Here is a 26,724-nt window from a genome sequence, read left to right as displayed (position 1 = left end):
TACCGGCGGAAGCCTAGCACGGTTTTCGCGCGGCAATTAAGTATTCCTGATTCCCGTCTGTTCCGGAAATCGGCGAGTCCGTAGCGCCGCATACCTGCCAGCCCGCGCCCTGCTCGAGCCATCCGCCGATCTCTTCCAGCGCATCCCGTCGCGCGCGCTCGTCCCGCACGATCCCGCCGCGGCCGATCCGCGCCCGGCCGACCTCGAACTGTGGTTTGACCAGCGCGATCAGCCCGGCGCCCTCTCCCGCACAGGCAAGCGCCGCCGGCAAGGCCAGCTTCAGGGAGATGAAACTGACGTCGGAAACGATCAGCCCGACCGGCTCCCCGATCATCTCTGGTGTGAGATCGCGAATATTCAGATGTTCGTAGACCACGACCCTGCTGTCGTCGCGCAGGCGCGGTATCAGCTGGCCGTGCCCGACATCGACGGCATGGACACGGCGCGCACCGCGATCGAGCAGGACATCGGTGAAGCCACCGGTAGAGGCACCGACATCGAGGCAGATCTTCTCCGCCGGATCGATCGCGAAATGATCAAGCGCATGAACAAGTTTCAGCGCCGCGCGGGAGGCCCAGCGATGCGCCGTTTCAGCCAGCGCCAGCACCTGTGCCGGAGAGATCTTTGCCGCCGCTTTGGTCACCACGATGCCGTCGACGATCACGTCTCCCGCCTCGATCAATTGCCGCGCGCGGCTGCGGCTGTCGACAAGCCCGCGGCTCACGAGCGCCGTGTCGAGGCGTTCGGAAGGCGTTTTGGAAGACATGAGGGAACTCAGGCGCGGGCGGGTGCCGAGGCCCTGTCGACGCCGAGCGCGGCCAGAACGGTGTTCGTGATGCCTTCCGCATCGAGCCCGGCCAGATGGTACTGCCGGGCCGGCGCATCGTGATCGAGGAACAGGTCGGGCAACACCATCGGCCGGACCTTGAGACCGGACTCGAGCAGACCGTCCTCGGCCAGTGCGTGCAGCACCTGGCTCGCAAAGCCGCCGATGCTGCCTTCCTCGACGGTAATCAGGACCTCGTGCTCCGCAGCGAGACGGCGCAGCATGTCCCGGTCCAGCGGCTTGGCGAAGCGCGCGTCGGCCACTGTGGTTGAAAGCCCTCGCGCCGCCAGTTCATCCGCCGCGACAAGGCATTCCTGCAGCCGGCAGCCGAGCGACAGAAGCGCGACCCTGGTGCCTTCACGCACGATCCGACCCTTGCCGATCTCCAGCACGTCGCCGCGCGCCGGCAGCTCGACGCCGACACCCTCGCCGCGCGGATAGCGGAATGCGCTCGGACGATCGTCGATCGCCGCGGCGGTCGCGACCATACGGACCAGTTCCGCCTCGTCCGACGGCGCCATGATGACGAAATCCGGAAGGCACCCGAGATAGGCGAGGTCAAAAGCCCCGGCATGGGTCGCTCCGTCGGCTCCGACGAGACCCGCGCGATCGATGGCGAAGCGCACCGGCAGCTTCTGGATCGCGACATCGTGCACAACCTGGTCGTAGCCGCGCTGCAGGAAGGTTGAATAGATCGCCACGAAGGGCTTCATGCCCTCGCAGGCCATGCCGGCCGCGAAGGTCACGGCATGCTGCTCGGCAATACCCACATCGAAGCTGCGCTTTGGAAAGGCCTTGGCGAACTTGTCGAGCCCCGTTCCGGACGGCATGGCCGCCGTCACCGCGACGATGCGCTCGTCTTCCCGCGCCTCCGTAACCAGCGCGTCGGCAAAGACCGCGGTATAGCTCGGCGCATTCGAGACCGGTTTCTTCACCTCGCCGGTCACAACGTCGAATTTCGGCACCGCGTGATACTTGTCCGCCGCCGGCGCTCCAAAGGGATGGCCCCGCCCCTTTTCGGTCACGACATGCAGCAGCACGGGGCGGTCGCGGTCCATGTCGCGGACATTACGGAGCACGGGCAGCAGATGATCGAGATTGTGCCCGTCGACCGGCCCCACATAGTAGAAGCCGAGTTCCTCGAACAATGTGCCGCCGGTGACCATGCCACGGGCGAATTCCTCGGCCCGGCGCGCGGTCTCCTCCATCGGCTTCGGCAGGTTCTGGGCGAACTGCTTGGCGAGATCGCGCAGACTGCGGAACGGCTTCGAGGAAATTAGCTGCGAGAGATGCGCGCTCAGCGCTCCCACCGGCGGCGCGATCGACATGTCATTGTCGTTCAGGACGACGATCATACGGTTGCGCAAGGCACCCGCATTGTTCATCGCCTCGTAGGCCATGCCGGCGCTCATCGCGCCGTCGCCGATCACCGCGACGACATTGAAATCCTCGCCCTTCAGATCCCGCGCCACCGCCATGCCGAGGCCCGCGGAGATCGAGGTCGAACTGTGTGCGGCGCCGAACGGATCATATTCGCTCTCGGAGCGCTTGGTGAAGCCGGACAGCCCGCCGCCCTGACGCAGGGTGCGGATGCGGTCGCGGCGCCCGGTCAGGATCTTGTGCGGATAGGCCTGGTGGCCGACATCCCAGATCACCTTGTCTCGCGGCGTGTCGAAGACATTGTGGATCGCCACCGTCAGCTCGACCACGCCGAGCCCGGCGCCGAGATGCCCGCCGGTTACGGAGACCGCGTCGATGGTCTCGCGACGCAGATCCTCCGCCAGCTGTTTCAGCTGCGGGTCTGTGAAGGACCGCATATCTGCGGGAACGCGAACTCGGTCCAGAAGCGGGGTTCTGCGGTCAGGCATGTCCAAATCAGCGCGGTGGCTCAATGCGTACGATCGACGACATAGGCGGCGACCTGTTTCAGAAGGTCTGCCCGATCACCGAATAAATCAAGGGCGCGGGCCGCCTGTTCCGCCAGCAGCTTCGCCTGAGCGCGGGCCCGTTCGGGCCCGAGGATGGAGACGAAGGTCGCTTTTCCGGCGCTCGCATCCTGCCCGACGGGCTTGCCGGTGGTGTTGGAATCCCCCTCGTAATCGAGCAGATCGTCCGCGATCTGGAAGGCGAGCCCGAGCTCCTGCGCAAAGGAATGCAGCGCATGGGTATGACGTTTGGTCGCGTGTCCCATGATCGCGCCCGAGGTCGCGGCGAAGGCGAAGATCTCGCCCGTCTTCATGCGCTGCAGCCGGGTGATCGCCGAAATATCGATCTCCTCGTCCTCGGCGAGCAGGTCGATCATCTGGCCGCCGACCATGCCGGTACCGCCCGCCGCCCTCGCGAGGCCGGCAACCAGTTGGGCGCGGACCCAGGCGTCGGAACTGGTCTCTTCCGCAGACAGCACCTCGAAGGCCAGAGCCTGCAGCGCGTCGCCCGCGAGGATCGCGGTTGCCTCGTCGAACTTCTTGTGACAGCTCGGCCGACCGCGGCGCAGATCGCTGTCATCCATCGCCGGCAGATCGTCGTGAATCAGGGAATAGCAGTGCATGAATTCCACCGCCGCGCCGACGCGGTAAGCGCAACGCGGATCGACGGCGAAGAGCTTGGCCGACTGCTGGACGATGAATGGACGCAGCCGCTTGCCGCCTCCGAGGCAGGAATAACGCATCGCCTCGAACAGGCGCGCCTCGGCATCGTCGGCCTCTGGCAACAGGAATTCCATTACGCGCTCGACCTCGCGCGCGCAGCTCGCGATCGCGTCCTTAAGATCGGTCATGTCCGGTATCGGTCCTGCTCAGTCTTTGACGGAAATATGGATCAGCTGTCGAACGGTTCGGCGGAAAGAGCGCCATCGCCGTCCGGGCGCCGGATCTTTTCAACCTTCATGCGCGCTTCGTCCAGCTTCTTCTGACAATGGGCCTTGAGTTCCGCTCCGCGCGCATAGGCATTGATGGCATCATCCAGGGTACCGCTGCCGGATTCGAGCTTGCCGACGATCGCTTCAAGCTGTTCCAGCGCTTGCTCGAAGCTGAGGGCACCGATTTCTGCGGATGTGTTTTCGCTCAAGAGGCATCTCCTTCGGACCGTTGCCCGACAATAGTTCCCGCCCGCCCGCGTTACAAGGCCGGGCGGGCTCGGTCCGCACTCAGGCTTTCATCAGCGTCCGGACATGCGCCGCCGTCGAATTCGCCAGCGCTTCGAGGTCGTAACCGCCCTCCAAAACCGAGACAATCTTCCCGTCGCAGACGAGATCCGCGACACGCATGAGCTCCTCGGTTACCCAGGCGAAGTCCTCCTCGGTGAGGCAGAGTGAGGCGAGCGGATCGTCGATATGGGCATCGAACCCGGCCGAGATCATGAGAAGCTCCGGATGGAAATCGATCAGCTTCGGGGAAATGATCTCGCTGATCGCCGCGCGGAACTGCTCGCTGCCCGCCATCGGAGGCAGCGGCACGTTGCAGATGTTGCCGACGCCGCGCTCGTTTTGTTTCCCGGTTCCCGGAAACAGCAGCGTCTGATGCGTGGAGGCGTAGAAGACGCCGCCGTCGGCCTCGAAGATCGCCTGGGTTCCGTTGCCGTGATGCACGTCGAAATCGACGATCGCGACACGGCGCAGCCCATGCACGGCCCGCGCCTGCTCGGCCCCGACCGCGATCTGGTTGAAAAAGCAGAACCCCATGGGCGTGCGCGGCTCGGCATGGTGTCCCGGCGGCCGCATGGCGCAGAAAGCGTTCTTCGCCTCACCGCCGAGCACCGCGTCGACCGCCGCGCAGGCCGCGCCGGATCCGCGCAGGATCGCGTCGCCAGTTCCCGGTGTCATCACCGTGTCGCCGTCGAGATGCCGCTCGCCGCTTTCAGGTACGGCATCGAGGATCGCCTCGACATAATCCAGCGGATGCGCGCGGGCGATCTGTTCCACGGTCGCTTTCGGCGCCTCGCGGCGCTCGATCGCCGCGAATTCCTCCGCGTCGAGCGCGTTCAGAATGGCCTTCAGACGAGCCGGATGCTCCGGATGCATGCGGCCCGGATCGTGGCCGAAACAATCCGCATGGGTGAAAAGCATCGTCGTCATTTCCGTCCCTCCCCAACGTTACGCCGACTTCCACGACGAACAATGCCGCGCCGACCGTTCTTAGCAAGAACGCCGCCGCACCTTCCAGCGTCAACTTGCCGCGATCCGGAACGGATCCATCTTAGAAACGATTGCGATAAAGACCGGCGCCCGGCAAGATCGTGGTTACCGCGTTCGTAACCTTTTCCCGGAAGAAATCACCGACACGGGTCGCTTCAACAATTTGGCGTCGGAAGGCGTGTGCACAATGCCGTCTGTCTTGAAGTCTCTGCGCCGCGGCATCGTCCCGGCTTTCCTTTCGCTCTCCATCCTCGTTCCTTGCATTCCGCCTGCATTCGCCCAGGGCAAGGCGAGTCCGGTCGAAGTTGATGAAGTCCGCGAGGAGCAATTGACGCAGACGGCTCCCGCCACCGGGCGTTTCGTGGCTCTCGAACTCGGTCCCGTCGCGACCAGGGTGTCGGAGCGGGTCGAGGAGATTTCCGTGCGCGCCGGGGACAGGGTCAAGAAAGGCGATGTGATCGCACACCTGGCCGACAACCGGCTGCGGGCAGAGCGCAGCCTCAGGGCCTCGGAGGTCAAGAAGGCCGAGGCGCAGCTCGCGCGCGCGTCTGCGAACCGCGCCAAGGCCGAGCAGACACTGGCCCGCACCGAACAGCTCCGTGGCTCGAACGCATTCCGCAAAAACGCCCTCGAAGACGCCCAGCGGGATCTGGAAGCGGCAGCGGCCAGCTTTGCCGAGAGTGAAGCCGAGACGGCGCGTGCCAGTGCGGAACTTCAGCTGGCCGAGATCGCACTCGCGGACGCAAGCATTCGCGCACCCTTTTCCGGGGTCGTGCTCGCCCGGCATGTGGTTGCCGGCGACCATGTGCAGGTTGGCGGAGCGATCGTCACCCTGATGAACGACGAAGCGCTGGAAATCGAGGCGGACGTGCCCTCGCAACGGCTCTCGGGTCTCGCGCCCGGAGGACTTGTTGGCGTGCAGCTCCAGGACGGACGGCGTCTCAATGCCACGGTGCGCGCGATCATTCCGGAGGAAAACCCGCGCACCCGGACCCGCGCCGTGCGTTTTACCCCGGAACTGACGGAAGACGCGGTCCGGATCGCCGAAAACCAGGGCGTCACGATTTTCATACCGGTCGGCATGGAGCGTACTGTGATCAGCGTCCACAAGGACGCGCTGCTGCTCGACAGCGCCAAGCCCCGCGTCTATCTGGTTCAGGATGGCAAGGTGCAGCCGCGCACGATCGTCATCGGCGAGTCCCTCGGCAACCGGTTCGAAGTGCTGGAAGGCCTCTCCCCCGGCGATAAGGTCGTGATCAAGGGCAATGAACGTCTGCGCCCGGGACAGCCTGTAGCTGTCCAGGTAAAGGGATAATGCCATGAACGGCCTGATCCGGGTCTCGATCGACCGTCCTGTCGCCGTTGTCGCCGTCGTGCTGATGGTCGTGATGTTCGGCATCGTCGCATTGATCAACATCCCGATCCAGCTGGCGCCCGACGTGAACCGCCCGGTGATCACCGTGACCACGCAATGGAATGGCGCCGCGCCGGCGGAGATCGAACGCGAGATCATCAATCGGCAGGAAGACGAGCTTCGCGGTCTCGAGGGACTTGAATCCATGATTTCCCGTGCCGAGGACGGCCGCGGACGGATCGAGCTCGAATTCACCCCGGGCAACGACATGGACAAGGCCCTGCTGCTGGTCGCCAACCGGCTCGACCGCGTCGGCGGCTATCCGGACGAGGCCGACGAGCCGACCTTCCAGACCTCAGGCTCGGAAGACAACGCCATCGCCTGGGCCGTGATCATGCGGAACGACGGCAACGAGGCACCGATCCACACCTTCGGCGATTTCGCCGAGGATTTCGTGAAATCGCGCATCGAGCGCATCCCCGGCATCGGCGAGGCGCGCATTTACGGCGGTGCCGAACGGGAAATGCAAGTCGTCGTAGAGCCGCAGCTGCTGGCGCAGTACCAGCTGACCATCCCGGACGTGCTGCAGGCGCTGCGCGAGGCCAACGCCTCGATCTCCGCCGGCGCGGTCGAGGAAGGCAAGCGCCGGTACGTGGTCCGCACCGAGGGCGACTTCGAGACCATGGAGGACGTCCGCCGGGTCGTGCTGCGCTCGATCGAGGATCCGATGACCGGTCGCGTCGCGCGCGTCACGGTCGCGGACGTGGCCGAAGTCCAGATGGGCTACAAGGAGCCGGTCGCCCGTATCCGCCAGTTCGGCATTCCGGCCCTCGGCGTGCCGATGTACCGCGAGACCGGGGCCAATGTCATCGAGGTCATGGAGGAGGTCCGCGCGACCCTGAAGGAGCTGAACGAGACGCTTCTGCCCAGCCGCGGGCTCCGCATCGTCCAGGTTTATGACGAAACGACCTACATCGATTCAGCGATCGAGCTGGTGCGGCAGAATATCTGGGTCGGGGGCATGCTCGCAGCTCTCGTGCTCTACCTCTTCCTGCGCAGCGGCAGTGCGACACTCGTTGTCAGTCTCGCCATCCCGGTCTCGGTGATCGGGTCCTTCGTCGCGATGGCGGCGCTCGGCCGCTCGATCAATGTAATCTCGCTCGCCGGTTTCGCCTTCGCCGTGGGCATGGTGGTGGATGCCGCGATCGTCGTCCTCGAGAACATCTTCCGGCTGCGGCAGAACGGCTTCGACCAGCGCGAGGCCTCCTATCTCGGCGCGCAGCAGGTCTGGGGCGCGGTTCTGGTCTCCTCGCTGACCACGGTCATGGTGTTCATCCCGATCCTGGTCATGGAACTGGAAGTCGGGCAGCTCTTCCGGGATATCGCGGTCGCGATCTCGGTGGCGGTCTGTCTGTCCCTGGTGGTTTCGGCCACCGTGGTGCCTGCGCTCGCCAGTCGTCTGCTGAAGAAAAACGTGACCGAGATTTCCGCCTCGCGGCGGATCCCGCTGCTGGACGGCTTTGCCAGCGGCTTCGTTGCCGTCGCGCTCAGGCAGACACGGGCGGTGGTCCGCAATCGTGCCTTCGCCGTCGCCGTCATCGCGGGGATGACGGGCAGCGGCATCGCGGTCACCTGGGCGATGCTGCCCCAGCTCGACTATCTGCCGGACGGCAACCGCAATCTGATCATCGGGTACGTCCAACCCCCGCCCGGCTACAATCTCGACACCATGGCCGCGATCGCCCAGAAACTCGAGAACACGACAAAACCGCTCTGGGACTTCGAGGAAACGCGCAGCAATGCCGACGACGGCACGCCCATGCTGTCCCGCTTCTTCTTCGTCGCCTTCCGGGCCAACGTCATCGTCGGTGCGGCGGCGGTCGACCCGGGGCAGGCAAAGGCTCTGATTCCGGTGCTGCGGCGTTCGCTTTTCTCCGAGCCGGGAACCTTCGGCTTCTTCCGTCAGACCTCACTGTTCGGGCGCGGGGTCGGCGGAACGAGCGCGATCGACCTCGACATTTCAGGCGGCGAGCTGGAGGAGCTGGCGGAAGTCGCCCAGACCGTCTTCCGACGCGTAAGCGACGTCTTCCCGCGAGAGGAAGGCACACAGGTTCGCCCTCAGCCCTCGCTCTCTCTCGGCGCGCCGGAAGTCAGGGTCCTGCCGAACCGGACGCTGCTCGCCGACAACGGCGTGACCGCGCGCAATCTCGGGGTCACGGTCGACGCCTATAACGACGGAGTGCGGGTCGCGGAAATCACCGTCCAGGGCGAACGGATCGACCTGACGCTGCAGGGGCCGGAACGGCATATCCTGGAAACCCAGGGCGTACGCAACCTTCCCGTCGTCACCAGCGAAGGCACGATCGTTCCCGCCGGCTCACTCGCCGAAGTGGTCGTGACAACGGGTCCGACCGAAATCCGTCATGTCGAACGGCTGCGCACCATCACGCTCGTTGTCTCGCCGCCGTCCGGCATGCCGCTGGAAGCCGCGCTCAACCGGATGCGCGACGAGGTGATCGCGCCCTTGCAGGACGAAGGCCTGCCCCCCGGCGTCAGCATCCGGATGTCCGGAACCGCCGACAAGCTGGCGCAGACCTGGAACGAGATGGTGCTCGATCTGATCATGGCGCTGGTCATCGTCTATCTGGTGATGGCCGTACTGTTCGAGAGCTTCTTCTACCCGCTCGTGATCATCTTCTCGGTGCCGCTCGCGACCGCGGGCGGGGTCGTCGGCCTTGCCGCACTCAATGTCTTCACGCGACAGAATCTCGACATGCTCACCCTGCTCGGCTTCGTCATCCTGATCGGCATCGTGGTGAACAACGCGATCCTGCTGGTGCACCAGACCCTCTATCACATACGCGAGGAGCGGATGGAGGCCGGCGCCGCCATCATCGAGGCCACGCGCAACCGGATACGGCCGATCTTCATGTCGACGCTGACCAGCGTGCTCGGGATGCTTCCGCTGGTGATCTTCCCGGGTGCCGGCTCGGAGCTCTATCGGGGCCTCGGTTCGGTCGTGATCGGCGGACTGGCACTTTCCGCTCTCCTGACGCTCGCGATCATTCCGCCGCTTCTCTCCCTGACCGTCGGATTGCTCGAATCAGCCCCGCAAACCGGGCCGAGCGCGGAAACGGGGGCAAAACAGGCGGCAGAGTAGCGGCGGTGGCCCCGCCCAGCGAAACAACCGGGGCTTTGGCATCGCATTAATCATTTATTATGCGATCGCAAGACACTGTATTCGGGGTTTAATTTTGCTGGGCGCTGCGCCTTTCTCCTGAAGGGGCTGACGCTCTTCGTGCTTCCACGCCGGTCATCCGACGGCTATTGTTCCGGGTGAATTTCGAGTTACTTGGACCGCCCCGGGACAAGGGCCACACTAAAATGGGACATGGCTCACCGAGATGACGCCGCAGGAAATAGCCACCATCCTCGACGAGCATGAGAAATGGCTCAGTCGGGCGCATAGCGGAGCGCGAGCCAATCTCGCGCGTGCGAACCTTTCGGGCTTCACGCTCGAGAAAGTCAATCTCAAGTCGGCCAAGCTGTCCGGGGCCAATCTCGAAAAAACCATTCTCGCCGGAAGCAACCTCAGCAATACGGATCTGTTCTGCGCCGTGCTCGACGGTGCCGATCTCCGCAATGCGGACCTGCAGAACGCCGATCTCCGGGGCGCCAGCATCCGCAATGTCGCGTTCAAGGGCGCCAACCTCGTCGGCGCGGACTTTCGCGGCGGAACGCTCATGTTCGGCTCGGACGACGAGGACGGAGAGCGGAAAAGCCCGACCTCGAACCAGCAGGGTGCCGATCTCAGCTATTCCGCCATGCCGAACGCGCAGCTCGCGGGCGCGCATCTCGCCGGGGCCAATCTCTCGGGCGTCAACCTGCGCAAGGCAGACCTGAAGGGCGCCGACCTGTCCGGATGCATCCTCGTGGAAGCGGATCTCTCTGGCGCAGACCTGCAGGATGCGAACCTCAAAGGCGCCATCCTCGACAACACCATTCTGAAGCACGCCAACCTCTCGGGCGCCAATCTGGACGGCTGCGACCTCTCGGCCGCGGACGTGACCGGCGCCAACATGGTCCGGCACGAGGACTCGCTGCCCTTCGAGGTGCGCGAAGTGCTGAACATGCACTATGTCTGGATCCGCGAGGACGGCCGCCTCGGTGACCGCGCTATTCTGAAAGGCACGGATCTGAGCTTCATCGACCTGTCGGCCGTCAACCTGTCCGGCGCCGATCTGCACGGCGCCAATATCAGCGGCGGCAACCTTTCGAATATCCTGCTCGTGATGTCCGATCTGTCCTCGACCAACCTCAAGGGCACCAATCTCAGCGGGGCGACGCTCGAGGGTATCAACCTCGCAAATGCCGACATGACGGAAGCCGATCTTTCCAATGCGATCATCGCGCCGGTCGATCTGAAGGACTCGAAAGGCAAGGTCACCGGCCGCAAATGGCCCGCCAACCTGTCCGGCGCCAAGCTCGTCCAGGCCAATCTGAAAGGCGCGGATCTGCATAATGCCAATCTGGCCGGAGCGGATCTGACGGGCGCCAACCTCGCCGGAGCCGACATGAGAGGGGTTAACCTGACGGATGCCGTGTTCCAGCCGGAGCAGCTCGACTCAGCGAAAACCGATCAAAAGGAGAAAAACTCCGACTGAGGATTGCGGTCGGCGCGCCCCTTCGGAATCGAGCCGCCAAATACAGTCCCAATGGAATTTCCCCTTGACCCGCCGGCCCTTCGCCATGCGAATTCAGGATTGAAGGCACATTCCGGCTATCGATTTCACAGCGACCGGTAGGGAATCACCCCGTATTGATGAGTGAAGAGCAAAAAGCGGAACAACTTGCGTATTTGAGCGAGGAAATCGAGCGTCTCATCGACCGCGTTGCGACGGATGTGCGAGAACAGCGGGGCGAGCATGAAGAGCAGCGGGCCAGTAGTTTTGTGATTTACCTGCTCAGGAATTCCGACAAATCTCCCGTGGCGAGCCTCCGCCTCAGGGAATCCGGAATAGCCCCGGACGACATCAGCGGGACAGACGGTTTTTCGGCTCTGAAGAACTATTGCGAACGCCTCAGTCTTCAGGCGCGAGTTGAGGATACCATCCGCCCGTCCCGGGAAATCGCGGATCCATGTCTCGGAATCATCGTGGACGGATGGCAATGATGGTGCTTGACCTGTTAGAAGCCTTGTACAATGCATCGACGTGTCCGCTTCGCGGCGGCCCCGAATGTTTGGAAAGTGGCCGGAGCCGATGACGCCGGACGATATTCTGAAAGCGATCGAGAGCCACGAGCAGTGGCTAAAGCGGAAGCCGGGCGGCGTCCGCGCGGATCTGTCGGGTCTCGACATCACGGGCTTCCAGCTTGCCCGTGTGAACCTGCAGTCTGCGCGACTGTCCGGGACGAATTTCTCTAACACGTTCCTTTCCGGGGCCGATCTCAGCTACGCGGACCTGTTCTGCGCCAATCTCGACAATACGGACCTCTCGAATGCGGTGCTGATGCGCGCGGACCTGCGCGGCGCCACCATCCGCTCCTCAAATCTCGCCGGCGCCAACCTGAAGGAAGCCGACATGCGCGGCGGGGCGATCATCAACGATCTTACCGGCGAACGTCCGACCTTCATCCGCGCGGACATGTCCTCCTCGACGATGGACGAAGCGGATATCAACAACGCCAATCTTTCGGGCACCGATCTTTCCGATGCCAGCATGATCGGCGCCAATCTCGAGAACACTCTGCTCTGCGGCGCGAATCTCTCAGGCGTCAATCTCGAGAACGCCAATCTGACCGGTGCGGATCTTTCCGGGGCCAACCTCGCAAAGGCGCGGATCGTCGGCGCGAATCTCAAGGGGGCCAATCTGCGCGGCGCGCTCGTGTCCGAGACCAGCTTCGCGAATTCGGACCTCAGCAGCGCGATTCTGGAGCGGGTCAATCTCTCGACCGCCGATCTCTCCGGCGCCCAGTTGGTGACCGAGAGCGGCGACCGCAGCCGGTCTCTGCGCGATATCGTCAACGATCACGAGCTCTGGATCAAGGAACAGGGCCGCGGCGGCACGCGGGCGCAGCTCGCTGGCGCGACACTGCGGGACGTCGATCTCTCCGACATCAACCTCTCGGGCGCCGATCTGCGCGAAGTCGATCTGACCGGCGCCAAGATGCGCCGGACGCAACTCGTGATGACCGATCTGACGGGCGCGAAACTGACCAGTGCGGACCTGCGCGACAGCGACCTTTCCGGCGCCAAGCTGATCGGCGCGGACTTGACGGACGCGCAGTTGAACGGTGCCCTGCTCTATCCGGTGGAACTGAAAGACGCGCACGGCAATCCGACCGGACGCTTCTGGCCCTCGGATCTCGAGAGCGCCCTGCTCCGGAACGCCGACCTTTCCGGCGCGCGCTTCAAGGGGGCGAACCTCGCCGAGACGGACATGAAAGGCGCCCGGACCCAGGGCGCCCAGTTCACCGATACGGCGCTCGACAAGGCCCTGATGGATCCGTAACGGCGCTCAAGCCGTCGCCATAACCGCCTTGAGCGCCGCCAGCGCCGTTTCGATTCCGCTCCGATCGACGTCGATATGCGTAACCGCGCGCATCCGCCGAGGCCCCATCGCGCCGATCCGGACACGGTGCTGCCGCATCAGCCGCTCCGAAAGCCCGGCCGCATCGAAAGCCGGCGTCGTGACATCGAAATAAACCATATTGGTCTCGATCTCCGAAACCTCGACGCTCAGCCCGTCGATCGCGGAAATCCCCGCGGCAAGGGTGCGGGCGTTCTCATGATCCACGGCGAGCCGGTCGATATGATGGTCGAGCGCATGAACACCAGCGGCAGCGATGATGCCGGCCTGACGCATCGCCCCGCCGAACTGGTGTTTGAACAGCCAGCTCCGCTCGATGAACTCCGCACTGCCAGCGAGCACGCCGCCGACCGGACAGCCCAGCCCCTTGGACAGATCGATCCAGAGGGAGTCGCAGAGTGCGCCATAGGCCGAGGCGGGGGTTCCGGACGCCACCACGGCGTTGAGCAAGCGCGCGCCGTCCATATGGACCTTCAGGCCGTGGCTGCGGGCGCAGTCGGCGACGTCCTTCACGGTCGCGAGCGGCCAGACCGCGCCGCCGCCGAGATTGGCGGTGTTCTCGATATTGACGAGACGCTGGCGCTGACCGTGATGCCCGCGCGGAACACGGATCACCGTCTCCAGGTCGGCGGCGGTGAAGATCCCGCGCCTGCCCCTGACGGTACGCACCATGGCTCCTGCGAGCGCCGCCGGACCGCCGGCCTCGAAATGCAGAGCATGCGCGCTCTCGTCGAGGATGATCTCCTCCCCCCGGTCGACCCAGACCCGGTAGGCGATCTCGTTGCACATTGTGCCGGACGGCAGGAAAACGGCCGCCTCCTTGCCGAGCAGTTCGGCCACGCGTGCGCAGAGGCGATTGACGGTCGGATCCTCCATCGCCTGCTCGTTGCCGACCTCCGCTTCGGCCATCGCCCGGCGCATCGCGGCGGTCGGACGCGAGACCGTGTCGCTGTAGAGATCGACGGCCGGTGCCACGATTTCGTTTGCAGTCATCTTCATTTCCCCCGGGAGACGGCGACCTCGCCTATTGAATGGTCACGGTGACATGCCAAACTAGAAGGCGGCAAGCGATGCCGCAAAGGAACAGGATTGCACATGGCCGATACGAATTCGAACAGCGGGCGGCAGGTCGCCCGGACGAGAGTTCTCCCCTTCTCGCTCGGACTGTCTGAGAACGACCGGTTGGCTGTTCACATCGTCTACGGCCTCTATGGCGCCGCGATCGTCTTCGGCGTTCCCTCGGTGCTCGGCGTGATCCTCGCCTATCTGAAACGGGCGGATCTCGAAGGCACGCCGCTCGCGGGACACATCACCTGGCAAATCAGGACTTTCTGGATCCAGCTGATCGCGACGGTACTGTTTGCCGCTTTCAGTGCGACCTTCGTCCTCATCCCGCTCGCCTGGCTCGTCGGCGGTGTCGGCTGGCTCTGGTTCGTCTACCGGGTGATCAAGGGCTGGATCCGGCACTCGAACGATCAAGACATCAAAGATCCCTTCGCGCTGTTCTGATCGCCGGCGGGCTATTCCAGCGGCTTGACCATCAGCGACACCTCCTTGGTGCCGCCTTCCGTCTCCTGGCGTCCGACCTCGTCGAAACCGTATTTGCGGTGAAACCGCATCGAGGCTTCATTCGAGGGTCGGACATTCACCTCACAGGCCAGCCGTTCGGCGCACCCAGCGGCAAAACCGGCGAAATCGTCATAGAGCCGGCGCCCGACGCCATGTCCGCGCGCCGCGGGCGAGACGACGATCCGGTCGACGTAGAGGAAAGACGGATACCGGGCGTCAAACCAGCGATAGTTGAGGCTGTCATAGGGCCGTCCGGGCAAAAATCCGATCAGGAATCCAGTAACCGCATCGCCGTCCCGCGCCAGCCGGAAGTAATCCGCCGTCTCAAGAAACCAGGAAAAGCCATCGAGATCGACGCTGTTCACGTGCGGCACCTCCGCCTCGTTCAGCAACCGCACAACGGCCATGTCTTCCCTCTGAGCGTCTTCAACGCGCATCGAATGTCCTTTTTTGAACAGTTCCGCAGAACATGATTCCTCTTTCGATATCAGCCTCGAAGACGGGCCGCATCTCGAAAAATCGCTTTCCGATAAAATCTTTGACATCCGCTTTGCCGGTTGCCCATGATGAGTGACAGTGAAGGAAACGCAGCATCCGGGCGGCATGTTCGAGTGAATATAGCCTCCGTCCGGAAAGAAGAACTTCTGCGTATCAAATCGAACGGGCGGGGATAATACGTAACCAACAAAGCCCGCATCTTGCGTTCGATTGTCAGGGAACTGCTTCGGAGGCGAAATGCCAGTCGGAATGTTCACGATTTTCTGAACATTCATGGCGATGTCATGTTTCATCTTCGGCCTAAAATGCTCTAAAAACGACACTTTAGATGTCGCAATCAGGGCATTATGATCCGGGCGAGCAAGATCGGAACACGCGCCAGAAAAACAGGGAGACTTGGAATGAACAGGGATTTGAAAGATCGCGCCGGCCGGCCGCTGAACAGCGCGGTCAGCGCGTGGGCTGCCGAGACCAAGGCAGGCAAGATGGACCGGCGCGAGTTTCTCGCGCTCGCAAGCGCATTCGGCGCGACCACGGCGACGGCCTACGGCTTGCTCGGGCTGAGCGCTCCGGCGAAAGCGCAAGGCACCCCAAAGAAGGGGGGCACGCTGAAGGTTTCGATGAGTGTTCGCCGAGTGGTTGATCCGCGGATCTTCGACTGGTCCGAAATGGGCAATGTCGCCCGGCAGATCTGCGAGACCCTCGTCGTCTACACCCCCTCCTACACGTTCGAGCCGGGTCTGCTCGAAGCCTGGGAGGTCAACGGGGACGCGACCGAATATGTCCTGAAGGTGCGCAAGGGCGTCACCTGGAACAACGGCGACACCTTCACTGCCGACGATGTGGTCTATAACCTCAATCGCTGGTGCGAGAAGAAGGTCGAGGGCAATTCGATGGCCGGCCGCATGGCCTCGCTGATCGACCCGAATACCGACAAGGCGCTCGACGGCGCGATCACCAAGGTCGACGATTACACCGTCAAGCTGACGCTGCCGAAGCCGGATATCAGCATCATCCCCGGCATGACCGACTACCCGGCCCTCATCGTCCACCGCGACTTCGACAAGAACGGTGCCGATCTCTCCAAGACTCCGGTCGGAACCGGCGCCTTCGAGCTGGAGAAACTCGAAGTCGGCGTCTCGGCCCGCTGCGTGCGCCGCAAGGACGGCAAATGGTGGGGCGGCGAGGCCTATCTCGACGCCATCGAATGGACCGACTACGGCACCGATCCCGCTGCTGAAGTCGCGGCGTTCGAGGCCGGGGACGTTCACACCAACTATCAGACCACGGCGGATTTCGTCGAAATCCTCGACAGCCTCGGCCTGAAGAAATCCGAAGCCGTGACGGCGGCGACGATCGTCGCCCGGATGAACGTCGCCAACAAACCGTATGACGACCAGCGCGTCCGTCAGGCCCTGCAACTCGCCGTCGACAATTCGGTGGTCCTGCAGATCGGCTACGGCAATGCCGGCACGCCTGCCGAAAACCATCATGTCGGCCCGATGCATCCGGAATATGCCAAGCTGCCGCCGATCAAGCGCGATCCGGATGCCGCGAAGAAACTGCTGGCGGATGCCGGCGCGGCCGATTTCGAGCATGAGCTGATCTCGATCGACGACGACTGGCGCAAGAATACCACCGATGCCATCGCCGCCCAGATCCGCGACGCGGGGATCAAGATCAAGCGGACGATCATTCCCTCGAGCTCGTTCTGGAACAACTGGACGAAATATCCGTTCTCGACCACGAACTGGAACATGCGTCCGCTCGGCGTGCAGGTGCTGGCGCTGGCCTACCGCTCCGGCGAGGCTTGGAACGAGGCCGGCTGGTCCAACGAGGAATTCGACAAGAAGATCGGCGAAGCCCTCGCGATCGCGGATGCCGACAAGCGCCGCGAAGTCATGGCGGACCTTGAGAAGATCCTCCAGGACTCCGGCATCATCATCCAGCCTTACTGGCGTTCGCTCTACAAGCACATGGCCGAAGAGGTCCGGGGCGACTCCATGCACCCGACCTTCGAGATGCATTTCAACAAGGTCTGGCTGGACGCCTGATCCGGGCCAAGGGCCGCTCCGCGTTTCGCGGGGCGGCCTTTTAACTTCCCGCACGGAAGACCAAAGGGCCCGCAAGAGCCCGCCCGTACGATGCAGTCGGGGGCGATATGCTGCAATTCATACTGAGACGTCTGGCGGTCATGATCGTGACGATGATCTGCCTGACGCTCGTGGTGTTCTATCTGGTCAATCTCGAGCCGAACCTGAAAAAACTCGCGCTCGAACAGAACAACAACCGCATGACCGAGGAAGCCGTCGAGAGCTGGCTGGAAAAAGAAGGCTACAGACGCCCTCTGTTGGAACGCTATGCGGAGTGGATCGGCAATGCGGCGACAGGCGATTTCGGACGCTCGACACGCTTCCGCAAGCCGGTCGCCGAAGTTCTCGCTCCGCGCATCGGCTATACCGGGACGTTGATGTTCTGGGTCATGATCACCATGGTCCCGACGGCGCTCATCATCGGCGTACTCGCAGGCATGCGCGAGGGTTCGAAGACGGACCGGAGTCTTTCGGTGGTCTCCATCGCCTCGACAGCGACACCGGAATACGTCTCGGGCATTCTCTTCACCGTTCTCTTCGCCTCCTGGCTCGGTGTCCTGAAGGGCGTATCCAAGGCCGGCGGCATCGATTTCAACAATTTCGCCCTGCCCGTCATGACAATGGCGATCTACGGCATGGGCTACATCGCGCGCATGACCCGGGCCTCCATGGCCGAGGTGATGACGGCGCAATATATCCGCACCGCGCGCCTCAAAGGCCTCTCCTTCCGCGCCCAGGTGCTGCGCCACGCACTCAGGAACGCACTGATCGCGCCCTTCACGGTGATCATGCTGCAGTTCCCCTGGCTTCTGACGGGCGTCGTGATCGTCGAAAAGCTCTTCAATTACAAAGGGTTCGGGTGGACTTTGGTGGAAGCCGCAGACAATAACGACATCGACCTGCTGCTAAGCTGTTCCCTCGTCTCCGTCGTCGTCGTGCTGCTGACGCAGCTCATTTCCGACATCGGGTACGCCTATCTCAACCCGCGCATCCGCGTAAGCTGAGCGGGAGAGGCAACATGTTGGAATATATCGGTTTCTTCGACATCTGGGCGACTGTCACCGCCCGCTTCTGGCCGGTCTGGCTTTCCCTCGCCGTGATCCTCGGCGCGAGCTATCACTTCCGCCGGAGCCTCAACCTCTATGGCCGCCTGTTCGACAGCCGGATCGGCATGGTCGGGCTCGTCATCGTGCTGTTCTGGATCCTGACGGCGATCTTCGCGGATGTCGTCGCAATGTTCGATCCGCTGCAGCAGTTCGCCATGCTGAAACGGAAGGCTCCCGGCGTGATCGATGCCGAGACCGGCAAGGCGCTGCTGTTCGGAGCCGACAATCTCGGCCGCGACCTGTTCAGCCGGATGGTCCACGGTTCCCGTTTCGTTCTGGTGATCGCGCCGGCGGCGACGCTCTTCGCCTTCATCGTCGGGATCACCATCGGCCTTCCGGCAGGATATTACGGCGGAAAGATCGATGCGTTCATGTCGTTTCTCGCGAACCTCGTGCTCGCCTTTCCGGTGATCCTGCTCTTCTATCTTCTGGTCACGCCCGGCATCCGCGAGACCCCGATCCCGATCGCCATGGCCGGGTTCTTCTTCATCTTCCCGATCATCTTCTTCGGCGTCCTGTTCTACAGCCGCTACGCGACACGGCCGGCTCTGCTTGCCGTGCAGTTGGTCGGAACATTTCTGGTCGGCGGCTGGCTCTATTCCGGCCTGGTCTTCAATGCCGATCCGCTCAGGATCATCACGCTGGCGCCGAACGAGCTGAACATCTTCGCTTCCGTCGTCTTTGTGAACTCACCGACCGTGTTCCGCATCGTCCGCGGCATCACCATGGACATCAAGACACGGGACTACGTGGCGGCGGCCCAGACCCGCGGCGAGAATGCCTGGTACATCATGCTCTGGGAGATTCTGCCGAATGCCCGCGGGCCGCTGATCGTCGATGCCTGCCTGCGCATCGGCTACACCACCATCCTGCTCGGCACCCTCGGCTTCTTCGGCCTCGGCCTTGCGCCGGAAAGTCCGGACTGGGGGTCGATGATCAACCAGACCCGCGCCTTCATCCGGATCGTGCCGACCATCGCCCTGCCCCCGACCCTGGCGCTCGCCATGTTCGTTCTCGGCCTCAATCTTCTGGCCGACGGACTGCGCGAGCAGTCGCTGAAAGACTGAGGAGGAAACGGAGATGACCGAACCGATCCTCGAGATCTCGAACCTCTCGATCTCCTTCTTCGTCCGCGCGGGGGAGATCCCGGCAGTCATGGACTTCTCCTGCAAGGTGATGCCCGGCGAGGCGATGGGGCTGGTCGGCGAGTCCGGCTGCGGCAAGTCGACCGTCGCCCTCGGGATCATGCGCGACCTCTCGAACCGCGGGAAAATCACCGCCGGCTCGATCAAGTTCAAGGGGCGCGAGCTGACCAACATGAGCGAGAAGGACCTGCGCAAGATCCGCGGTTCCGAAATCGCCATGGTCTACCAGGAGCCGATGGCGAGCCTGAACCCGGCGATGCGGGTCGGCCGCCAGCTCATGGAAGTGCCGATGGTGCATGCGGGCGCCTCGGTCGACGAAGCCTACGACCTGGCGCTGGAGATGTTGCAGGCGGTTCGCCTGCCGGATCCGGAACGGATGATGGATTCCTATCCGCACCAGCTTTCCGGCGGACAGCAGCAGCGCATCGTCATCGCCATGGCGCTGCTCTCGAAGCCGGCCCTGCTGCTGATGGACGAGCCGACCACCGCGCTAGACGTCACGGTCGAGGCCGGCATCGTCGACCTGGTCAAGGAGCTGGGAAATCGCTTCGGCACCTCGATGCTGTTCATCTCACACAATCTCGGCCTCATCCTCGAGACCTGCGACCGGATCACGGTGATGTATTCGGGCGAGGCCGTGGAGACCGGCAGCGTGAAGGACGTGTTCGACCGGATGCGTCATCCCTATACCCAGGGCCTGTTCCGCTCGATCCCGCTGCCCGGTGCGGACAAATATGCCCAGCCTCTGGTCGCCATTCCGGGTCAGCTTCCGCTGCCGCACGAGCGCCCTGACGGCTGCAATTTCGGTCCGCGTTGTTCCTATTTCGAGGCCGGGAAGTGCGATGCGGGCGATATCAGAATGATCGATACCGGGATGGCCGACGCACATTTCTCCAGATGCGTCCGGGTCTCCGAAATCGACTGGGACGCACCTCTCAAGCACGAGAACACCGTCGAAGCAACGAAACCCGGGGAGACGATTCTCCGCATAGACGGCTTGAAGAAATATTACGAGGTCGCGGCGAACCAGATGTTCGGCGGCGGCGAGACCCGCGTGGTCAAGGCGAACGAGGAGATCACCTTCGATGCGCGCGAAGCGGAGACCGTCGCCATCGTCGGCGAGTCCGGCTGCGGCAAGTCCACGCTCGCCAAGATCCTGCTCGGCCTTGAGACGGCAACTGAAGGGACTGTTTCCCTCAACAACACGGAGATCGGCAGCACCGACATCGGAGACCGCGACACCAACACCATCAGCTCGATCCAGATGGTGTTCCAGAACCCCTTCGACACATTGAATCCGAGTCACTCGGTCGGCTCCCAGATCGTCCGCACGCTCGAGCGCTTCGGCATCGGAAAGACGCCGAAAGAGCGCGAGAACCGAATGCTGGAATTGCTCGACCTGGTGAAGCTTCCGCGCGAATTCGCCAAGCGGATGCCCCGCCAGCTCTCCGGCGGACAGAAGCAGCGGATCGGCGTCGCCCGGGCCTTCGCCGGCGCCCCGAAAGTGGTGGTCGCGGACGAACCGGTCTCGGCCCTCGACGTCTCGGTGCAGGCGGCGGTGACCGAACTGCTGATGGATATCCAGCGCTCGTCACGGACGACGATGCTGTTCATCAGCCACGACCTCTCGGTGGTGCGCTATATCGCCGACCGGGTGATCGTCATGTATCTCGGCCATATCGTCGAACAGGGCACGACGGAAGAGGTCTTCGCGCCGCCCTATCACCCGTATACGGAGGCTTTGCTCTCGGCGATACCGATCGCGGACACGAAGGTGAAGAAGAAGCATATCGTGCTTGACGGCGACATCCCGTCGGCGATGAACCCTCCGAGCGGCTGCCCCTTCCAGACCCGATGCCCACACAAGCACGAAGTCCCCGGCAATCGCTGCGAGACGGAACTGCCGGAAAGCCGTGCGATCGACGGCGGACACCGTATCAAGTGCCACCTCGCGGACGAGATCCTGCGGAACATGGAACCGGTGGTCGCGCTCGGCTGAACGCGGCCTCTTCCGGCAAAGAAAAAGGGCGGTCCCGAGGACCGCCCCAAATCAACTCTTCCATGGTCCTCGAAAGGCCCCATGGAACAACCGTCAGACGTTGCCCGGCAGAGCCTGGGAAACGGACTTCACCATCTCGGTGATGCGCTTGCGCACGCCGACATTGGTGATGTTGTAGTACGCACGAACGAGCTCAAGGGTCTCGCGCCGCGCCATCGGATCGTTCGGCTTCTCTTCGTATTCCGCTGTCACCGATCCGCCGCGCACCTTGCGCGGGGAGTTGGCGGCGGTGTCGTCCGTCATGTCGTCGAAGAAAAAGCTGACGGGGACATCGAGAATCTGAGCGATGTCCCAGAGACGGGACGCGCTGATGCGGTTGGAGCCGCGCTCGTATTTCTGGACCTGCTGAAAGGTAATGTTAAGCGCCTCACCCAGCTGTTCCTGGCTCATGCCAAGAAGAGTACGGCGCAACCGGACCCGGCGTCCGACATGGACGTCGATCGCGTTGTTGTTGGTCACGCGAAAGTTCGGGTCGTCATTGCCATTCATTGCTTGCTTTGCTGCGGCCATTATCAGTCTCTAGCAGTTTCAGTGAAGTTGATGCCCGGTCGAGAGTATCAAACATAAGACCGAGCGTGGCGGGTTTCTACAACGCCCCGGCGATTTTTCCAACAAAAACTAAAGGATTCGTAGAATATTATTTGGTGACATCGAAGTCAAGATTAATTTCAATTAACTAATTTTCTTAACCACGATTAACAAAATACAGAATAGTTCAAAAGTTTGTAGAATTGCTTTTAATTTATTCTTGAATTGTCACGGTTCCGCAATGAAAGCGCCGGTATAGCCCGAAACGGCCTCAAGTATAAACAAAAACGAACGCGCCCTTGCGAAAGCTGTCTCGGGCCCCGGTACTGAAGCTCCGCCGCCCCTCGTCCCAAAAGCGACGAACCGCAAGGAAGTTCTGTCGCCGCACCGCTAGACAAGAGGCGCCCCAAAAGAGGCACCATTACGGCAACAAGGGGATCATTTGAGGACAAGGAGGGCGCACCATGGCAGAAGCCCGCAGCCGGACGAGACGGCGCGAACGCACGCGGAACCGCCCGGGCGGCGATAGCGCGGACAACCGGATCCGTCAGGCCCCGTGGCGGCATCTCCGCTCGCCTTACCCGCCTCTGCCGCTGATCTCGGAAGACCAGCTCGAAGCAATCCATGCCGCCTCTCTCCGCATCCTGAGCGAGATCGGGATCGATTTTCTGGATCCGGACGCCCGTACCCGTCTGAAGCAGCATGGCGCGCATGTGACGGAAGGATCGGAACGCGTCCGCTTCGACCCGGAAATGGTCCTCGAATACATCGCCAAGGCGCCTTCCGAATTCACCCTTTATGGCGGACGGCCGGAGCGGGACCTCACCTTCGGCGCGAACAACATCAATTTCTGCTGCATCGCCAGCGCCCCTTTCTGCAGTGACCTCGAAGGCGGACGGCGCGACGGCAATTACGCCGACTTCAATAATTTCTGCCGTCTGACCCAGAGCGCGAACATCGTCCATATGTTCGGCGGTTATCCGGTCGAGCCGATCGACCTGCCGCCGGCGACCCGGCACCTCGACTGCCACTATTCCTTTCTGACGCTCTCGGACAAGGTGCACCACGCCTATTCCCTTGGCCGCCAGCGACCGTCCGACGCCATCGACATGCTCTGCATCGCCCGCGGCGAGACCCGGGACAGCATCGCCGAGCGGCCCGGCATGCACACCATCATCAACACCTCCTCGCCGCTCCGCGTCGACACGCCCATGCTTCAGGGCCTGACGGAAATGAGCGCGCACGGTCAGGCGGTCTGCGTCACGCCCTTCACGCTCTCAGGCGCCATGAGCCCGGTGACCATCGCCGGCGCCCTCGCGCAGCAGAATGCCGAAGCGCTTGCCGTCATCGCCTTCACCCAGATGGTTCGACCCGGCGCCCCGGTGATCTATGGCGGCTTCACATCGAACGTGGACATGCGCAGCGGCGCGCCCGCCTTCGGCACGCCGGAATATGCCAAGGCCGCCCTTGTCGGCGGCCAGCTCGCGCGCAAATACGGCCTACCCTACCGCTCGACCAACGCCAACGCGTCGAACGCGCCGGACGCGCAGGCGGCCTGGGAATCGATGATGTCGCTCTGGCCGGTCATGCTCGGCCACACCAACATGGTGATGCACGCGGCCGGCTGGCTCGAAGGCGGGCTCACCGCGTCCTTCGAGAAATTCGTCATCGATCTCGAGCTTCTGCAGGGCATGGCCGCCTTCCTCGATCCGCTCGAGGTTTCGGACGCGACGCTCGCCCTCGACGCCATTCGGGACGTGGGTCCGGGAGGGCATTTCTTCGGCACGGCGCACACGCTGGAACGCTACGAGACGGCTTTCTACGAACCGCTGCTTTCCGATTGGCGTAATTTCGAGAGCTGGGAGGAAGCCGGCAGCATGGATGCGACGACGCGGGCGAACCGGGTCTATCGGGCCATGCTGGAAACCTACGAGGCGCCGGAGATCGATCCGGCGGTCGACGAGGAACTGAAAGCCTACATCGCGAAGCGGCGGGAGAACCCGGGCATCGAGCAGTAGGCGCGAGCGTTCAACGGTAGGGATGCACCGGGCTTTCCTTCACCCGGAAGAGCCAGCGCCGGGCAATCTCTCGATATCCCCGATAGACACGTTCGCCCGCAGTGGAGGCGCCCAGGCGCCGGACCACCTCGTATTCCGGCAGGCGGTACCAGGGCATTCCCGGCCTGGTGTGATGCGCGACATGCAGATTGTTGTTCAGGAACAGCAGCGCGAACGGCTTTTCCGCCTCCACGATCGCGGTCCGGCCTTCCGGCTCGCGCGCCGCGTGATGTTCGGCGAAGGAACGCAGCAGCAGGAGCCCGGTGCCCGGATAGGCGAAGCAGAGGATGTAGGTCCAGAGCGGCATCCCGCAGACCAGCAGGAGCCAGACGAGCAGGACTGCGACGCCGGCGACATGCAGTCCCCATGCCTTCCAGCGTCCTCTGCCGCGTAGAAAGGCCATCGCTTCGCGGCAAAGGAAGAGCGCGCCGACGAACAGCGGCCCGATCACCAGCCTTCCCGCGAGCGTGTTCACCGCGCGATGCAGGAGACGACGCGGCGTCGAATAAAGCGCCCACTGCCCGCGCGATGCGTAAAACGACTCGGGATCCTCGATCGGGTCGGTAAGAAACTCGTTCTCGTGATGCTTCAGATGACTGTCGCGGTAAATCCCGTAAGGCACCCAGAGCATGAGCGGCAGGCCCGCAAGCGTGGCATTGAGCCAGCCGATCCGCGTCGGATGGCCGTGGATCGCTTCGTGCTGGTAACTCGCATGCCAGGCAACGAGAGGCGCTCCAGCGAGCGGGAGAAGCCATTCCGGCATATCCGCATGCCAGTAGGTCACGGCCGCGAAGAGACCGTGAATGAGAAGCCAGAGGAGGAGGGTCGGCCACTCGACAGGAGCAACGGGACGCCTCTCGCCCCCCAGACACCGGGCCGTTACGTTTCCTTCGAGAGGCAATCTGTTCAAGGATCTTTCAAGCATGCGGCCACGCTAGGCCCGTGCACCGCACCGCAACAACGGGCGTTTGCGCTATTTTTGCCTCATTTGTTGATTAGTCACTTCTTATGGTGATAATTTCCAACATCGCTGAATTTTTGCCTTGAGCCGCCCTTGGACCGTCGAGACACCGTAGAGATCTTCCGCACCCGGCTTGCCGAAAGCATGGAGCGGGCCGGGGTGAACCGGTCCGGGCTGGCGAAGCGCATCGGCGTCGACCGCTCCACGCTGTCGCAACTGCTTTCGGCGGAAAATGACCGGCTTCCGCGTGCCGATACGGTGGCCGCCATCGCCGCCTCCCTGCAGGTCAGCCTCGACTGGCTGCTCGGGCTGACCCAACAGGAACAGCTCGGCGCCGAGATCCTGCAGCGCTCGCTCCATATCACCGAAGCCTCGCGCGCCGCGGCGGACCGTAATATCGCGGAGTGGCACGCCGAGGCCGTCGGCTACAAGATCCGGTACGTCCCATCCAACCTCCCCGACCAGGTGAAGACGCCGGAGGTCGCCGCCTACGAGCACGGCGCGACCGAAGCCTTCGAGCGCGAGAGCGCCATCGAACGCACCCAGGACCGGCTCGCCTATACCAGGCGGCCGGAGACCGACATCGAGATTTGCATGTCGCGTCAGGCACTCGACGATTTCGCCGCCGGCGCCGGGATCTGGCACGACCTTTCGGATGACCTTCGCCTCGCTCAGCTCGAGCATGTTCTCCGGCTGCATGAGGAGCTCTATCCGAGCATGCGGATCTATCTTTTCGACGGCCGCAGGGTCTATTCCGCGCCGCTGACGATCTTCGGACCGCTGCGCGCCTCGCTCTATCTCGGGCAGAGCTTCTTCGTCTTCAACACGACGGAGCATATCCGCACCCTGACCCGCCATTTCGACCAGCTGATCCGGGACGCCGTCGTACAGAGTCACGCCCTGCCGGACTATATCCGCGGACTGATCCGGACGTTTTCCGAAGGCAAAGCCGAATGATCGCTTCCCTCGACATGTACGACCTTCCCGAGATCCGGGAGGCGACCGACGCATGGTGGGTCGCCCTCGCCCGCGCGTTCGAGGCCGAAGGGATCGTCGGCGTTCCGTCCAGACGCACCCGCTTCGCCGAGGAGAGCGAGGCCTGGTCGCGGCCGGACCTCTTCTTTACGCAGATCTGCGGCTATCCGCTGCGCAGGTTCCACAGCGAGAGCCTCACGGTCGTCGGCACGCCGTGCTATGCCGCCGAAGGCTGCACCGGTCCGCGCTACAGGAGCGTCGTCATCGTGCAGCGCGGCGCCGGCATCGGTTCTCTCGGCGCGCTCAGGGGACAACGCCTCGCCTATAACAATGCCTGTTCGCAGTCAGGGGTCAGCGCCTTCCGTGCACTGCTCGCCGAACACGGCGCCGGGCCCGGATTCTTCGGCGATGCGATCCGGAGCGGCGGGCATCGGATGAGTATCGCACTGGTTGCGTCCGGAGAGGCCGACACCGCTTCGATCGACTGCGTCACCTGGGCCTTGCTGCGGAAACATGCGCCGGAGGAATGTACGGAAGTCGAAGTGCTGGCACGGACACCTGACGCCCCCGGCCTGCCCTATGCGGTCCCGGCCGCGACGGATCCAGCGATCCTTGCAAAGATGCGCCGGGGACTTGCCCGCGCCGCCGCTGACCCCGATGCGGCAGCAGCACGAAAGGCGCTCCTCATCGAAGACGTCGCGCTCCTTTGCGATCACGATTACGTGGAAATCGAGGAAATCGAGACCCGTGCCGCCGAACGAGGGCTGCATTCCCTCTTCTGACCTTGTTGCCCTGTTCCAGCCGGGGCAAGATCCGCCGCGACAACAAGCA

Annotated in this window: 22 protein-coding genes; 13 read left to right on the top strand and 9 right to left on the bottom strand. The window is 63.2% G+C overall.

Annotated elements, in window-relative coordinates:
* Positions 1 to 13: 13 nt before the first annotated feature.
* The 5 genes from IG122_RS00805 to IG122_RS00785 form a co-directional block, all read right to left on the bottom strand.
* Positions 14 to 766, bottom strand: coding sequence for a TlyA family RNA methyltransferase (locus IG122_RS00805; protein WP_193179523.1), 753 nt, complete (start codon positions 764 to 766; stop codon positions 14 to 16).
* A gap of 8 nt (positions 767 to 774) precedes the next feature.
* The gene (gene dxs, locus IG122_RS00800) at positions 775 to 2,694 is read right to left on the bottom strand and encodes a 1-deoxy-D-xylulose-5-phosphate synthase (protein WP_193179521.1); all 1,920 of its coding nucleotides are present in this window, start codon (positions 2,692 to 2,694) and stop codon (positions 775 to 777) included.
* 20 nt (positions 2,695 to 2,714) lie between these two features.
* The gene (locus tag IG122_RS00795) at positions 2,715 to 3,602 is read right to left on the bottom strand and encodes a polyprenyl synthetase family protein (protein ID WP_193179519.1); all 888 of its coding nucleotides are present in this window, start codon (positions 3,600 to 3,602) and stop codon (positions 2,715 to 2,717) included.
* A 41-nt stretch (positions 3,603 to 3,643) separates the two neighbouring features.
* Positions 3,644 to 3,892: an exodeoxyribonuclease VII small subunit gene (locus IG122_RS00790; RefSeq protein ID WP_193179517.1), complete on the bottom strand. Its 249-nt coding sequence runs from the start codon at positions 3,890 to 3,892 to the stop codon at positions 3,644 to 3,646.
* A 79-nt stretch (positions 3,893 to 3,971) separates the two neighbouring features.
* The gene (locus IG122_RS00785; protein ID WP_193179515.1) at positions 3,972 to 4,898 is read right to left on the bottom strand and encodes a histone deacetylase family protein; all 927 of its coding nucleotides are present in this window, start codon (positions 4,896 to 4,898) and stop codon (positions 3,972 to 3,974) included.
* A gap of 247 nt (positions 4,899 to 5,145) precedes the next feature.
* Here IG122_RS00785 and IG122_RS00780 point away from each other — a divergent pair, with 247 nt between their 5' ends.
* The 5 genes from IG122_RS00780 (at position 5,146) to IG122_RS00760 (ending at position 12,824) form a co-directional block, all read left to right on the top strand.
* Entirely contained in the window at positions 5,146 to 6,273 is a 1,128-nt protein-coding gene (locus IG122_RS00780) for an efflux RND transporter periplasmic adaptor subunit (RefSeq protein ID WP_193179513.1), read from the top strand.
* A gap of 4 nt (positions 6,274 to 6,277) precedes the next feature.
* On the top strand, positions 6,278 to 9,472 hold the full coding sequence (locus IG122_RS00775) for an efflux RND transporter permease subunit (RefSeq protein WP_193179511.1): 3,195 nt from the start codon (positions 6,278 to 6,280) through the stop codon (positions 9,470 to 9,472).
* Between the two features lie 244 nt (positions 9,473 to 9,716).
* Positions 9,717 to 10,976: a pentapeptide repeat-containing protein gene (locus tag IG122_RS00770; RefSeq protein ID WP_193179510.1), complete on the top strand. Its 1,260-nt coding sequence runs from the start codon at positions 9,717 to 9,719 to the stop codon at positions 10,974 to 10,976.
* 158 nt (positions 10,977 to 11,134) lie between these two features.
* Entirely contained in the window at positions 11,135 to 11,485 is a 351-nt protein-coding gene (locus IG122_RS00765; RefSeq protein WP_193179508.1) for a hypothetical protein, read from the top strand.
* A gap of 64 nt (positions 11,486 to 11,549) precedes the next feature.
* The gene (locus IG122_RS00760) at positions 11,550 to 12,824 is read left to right on the top strand and encodes a pentapeptide repeat-containing protein (RefSeq protein ID WP_226893241.1); all 1,275 of its coding nucleotides are present in this window, start codon (positions 11,550 to 11,552) and stop codon (positions 12,822 to 12,824) included.
* Between the two features lie 6 nt (positions 12,825 to 12,830).
* On the opposite strand, the gene IG122_RS00755 is transcribed toward IG122_RS00760, so the two are convergent.
* Entirely contained in the window at positions 12,831 to 13,895 is a 1,065-nt protein-coding gene (locus IG122_RS00755; protein WP_193179506.1) for a threonine aldolase family protein, read from the bottom strand.
* Between the two features lie 102 nt (positions 13,896 to 13,997).
* On the opposite strand from IG122_RS00755, the gene IG122_RS00750 reads away from it, so the two are divergent.
* Entirely contained in the window at positions 13,998 to 14,411 is a 414-nt protein-coding gene (locus tag IG122_RS00750; protein ID WP_193179504.1) for a DUF4870 family protein, read from the top strand.
* 11 nt (positions 14,412 to 14,422) lie between these two features.
* Here IG122_RS00750 and IG122_RS00745 read toward each other — a convergent pair whose 3' ends face one another.
* Complete coding sequence (locus IG122_RS00745; protein ID WP_193179503.1) at positions 14,423 to 15,262, bottom strand: GNAT family N-acetyltransferase; 840 nt, start codon at positions 15,260 to 15,262, stop codon at positions 14,423 to 14,425.
* Positions 15,263 to 15,370: 108 nt separating this feature from the next.
* Here IG122_RS00745 and IG122_RS00740 point away from each other — a divergent pair, with 108 nt between their 5' ends.
* The 4 genes from IG122_RS00740 to IG122_RS00725 all read left to right on the top strand — a co-directional run bounded on the left by IG122_RS00740 (position 15,371) and on the right by IG122_RS00725 (position 21,312).
* Complete coding sequence (locus IG122_RS00740; protein ID WP_193179502.1) at positions 15,371 to 17,023, top strand: ABC transporter substrate-binding protein; 1,653 nt, start codon at positions 15,371 to 15,373, stop codon at positions 17,021 to 17,023.
* A gap of 107 nt (positions 17,024 to 17,130) precedes the next feature.
* Positions 17,131 to 18,066 (top strand): ABC transporter permease, encoded by a 936-nt coding sequence (locus tag IG122_RS00735; protein ID WP_193179501.1) that lies wholly within the window; start codon positions 17,131 to 17,133, stop codon positions 18,064 to 18,066.
* A gap of 14 nt (positions 18,067 to 18,080) precedes the next feature.
* Positions 18,081 to 19,235 (top strand): ABC transporter permease, encoded by a 1,155-nt coding sequence (locus IG122_RS00730; RefSeq protein ID WP_193179496.1) that lies wholly within the window; start codon positions 18,081 to 18,083, stop codon positions 19,233 to 19,235.
* Positions 19,236 to 19,248: 13 nt separating this feature from the next.
* Positions 19,249 to 21,312, top strand: coding sequence for a dipeptide ABC transporter ATP-binding protein (locus IG122_RS00725; RefSeq protein WP_193179494.1), 2,064 nt, complete (start codon positions 19,249 to 19,251; stop codon positions 21,310 to 21,312).
* 93 nt (positions 21,313 to 21,405) lie between these two features.
* On the opposite strand, the gene IG122_RS00720 is transcribed toward IG122_RS00725, so the two are convergent.
* Complete coding sequence (locus IG122_RS00720; protein ID WP_193180417.1) at positions 21,406 to 21,861, bottom strand: helix-turn-helix domain-containing protein; 456 nt, start codon at positions 21,859 to 21,861, stop codon at positions 21,406 to 21,408.
* A 503-nt stretch (positions 21,862 to 22,364) separates the two neighbouring features.
* On the opposite strand from IG122_RS00720, the gene IG122_RS00715 reads away from it, so the two are divergent.
* Positions 22,365 to 23,918, top strand: coding sequence for a trimethylamine methyltransferase family protein (locus IG122_RS00715; protein WP_193179491.1), 1,554 nt, complete (start codon positions 22,365 to 22,367; stop codon positions 23,916 to 23,918).
* 10 nt (positions 23,919 to 23,928) lie between these two features.
* Here IG122_RS00715 and IG122_RS00710 read toward each other — a convergent pair whose 3' ends face one another.
* The gene (locus IG122_RS00710) at positions 23,929 to 24,720 is read right to left on the bottom strand and encodes a fatty acid desaturase (protein WP_226893240.1); all 792 of its coding nucleotides are present in this window, start codon (positions 24,718 to 24,720) and stop codon (positions 23,929 to 23,931) included.
* A 291-nt stretch (positions 24,721 to 25,011) separates the two neighbouring features.
* Between IG122_RS00710 and IG122_RS00705 the strand changes: the two genes are divergently transcribed.
* Together IG122_RS00705 and IG122_RS00700 are read left to right on the top strand one after the other, a co-directional pair.
* Positions 25,012 to 25,875 (top strand): helix-turn-helix domain-containing protein, encoded by an 864-nt coding sequence (locus IG122_RS00705; RefSeq protein WP_193179487.1) that lies wholly within the window; start codon positions 25,012 to 25,014, stop codon positions 25,873 to 25,875.
* Positions 25,872 to 26,675, top strand: a complete 804-nt coding sequence (locus IG122_RS00700; RefSeq protein ID WP_193179484.1) for a phosphate/phosphite/phosphonate ABC transporter substrate-binding protein — start codon at positions 25,872 to 25,874, stop codon at positions 26,673 to 26,675. The genes IG122_RS00705 and IG122_RS00700 overlap by 4 nt, the downstream gene beginning before the upstream one ends.
* The last annotated feature ends 49 nt before the right edge of the window (positions 26,676 to 26,724 follow it).

Origin of the sequence: Nisaea sediminum, assembly GCF_014904705.1 — a bacterium.
Lineage (GTDB): Bacteria > Pseudomonadota > Alphaproteobacteria > Thalassobaculales > Thalassobaculaceae > Nisaea > Nisaea sediminum.
Note: the sequence above shows the minus strand (reverse complement) of the source record. Positions and strands in the feature narration are given on the sequence as shown.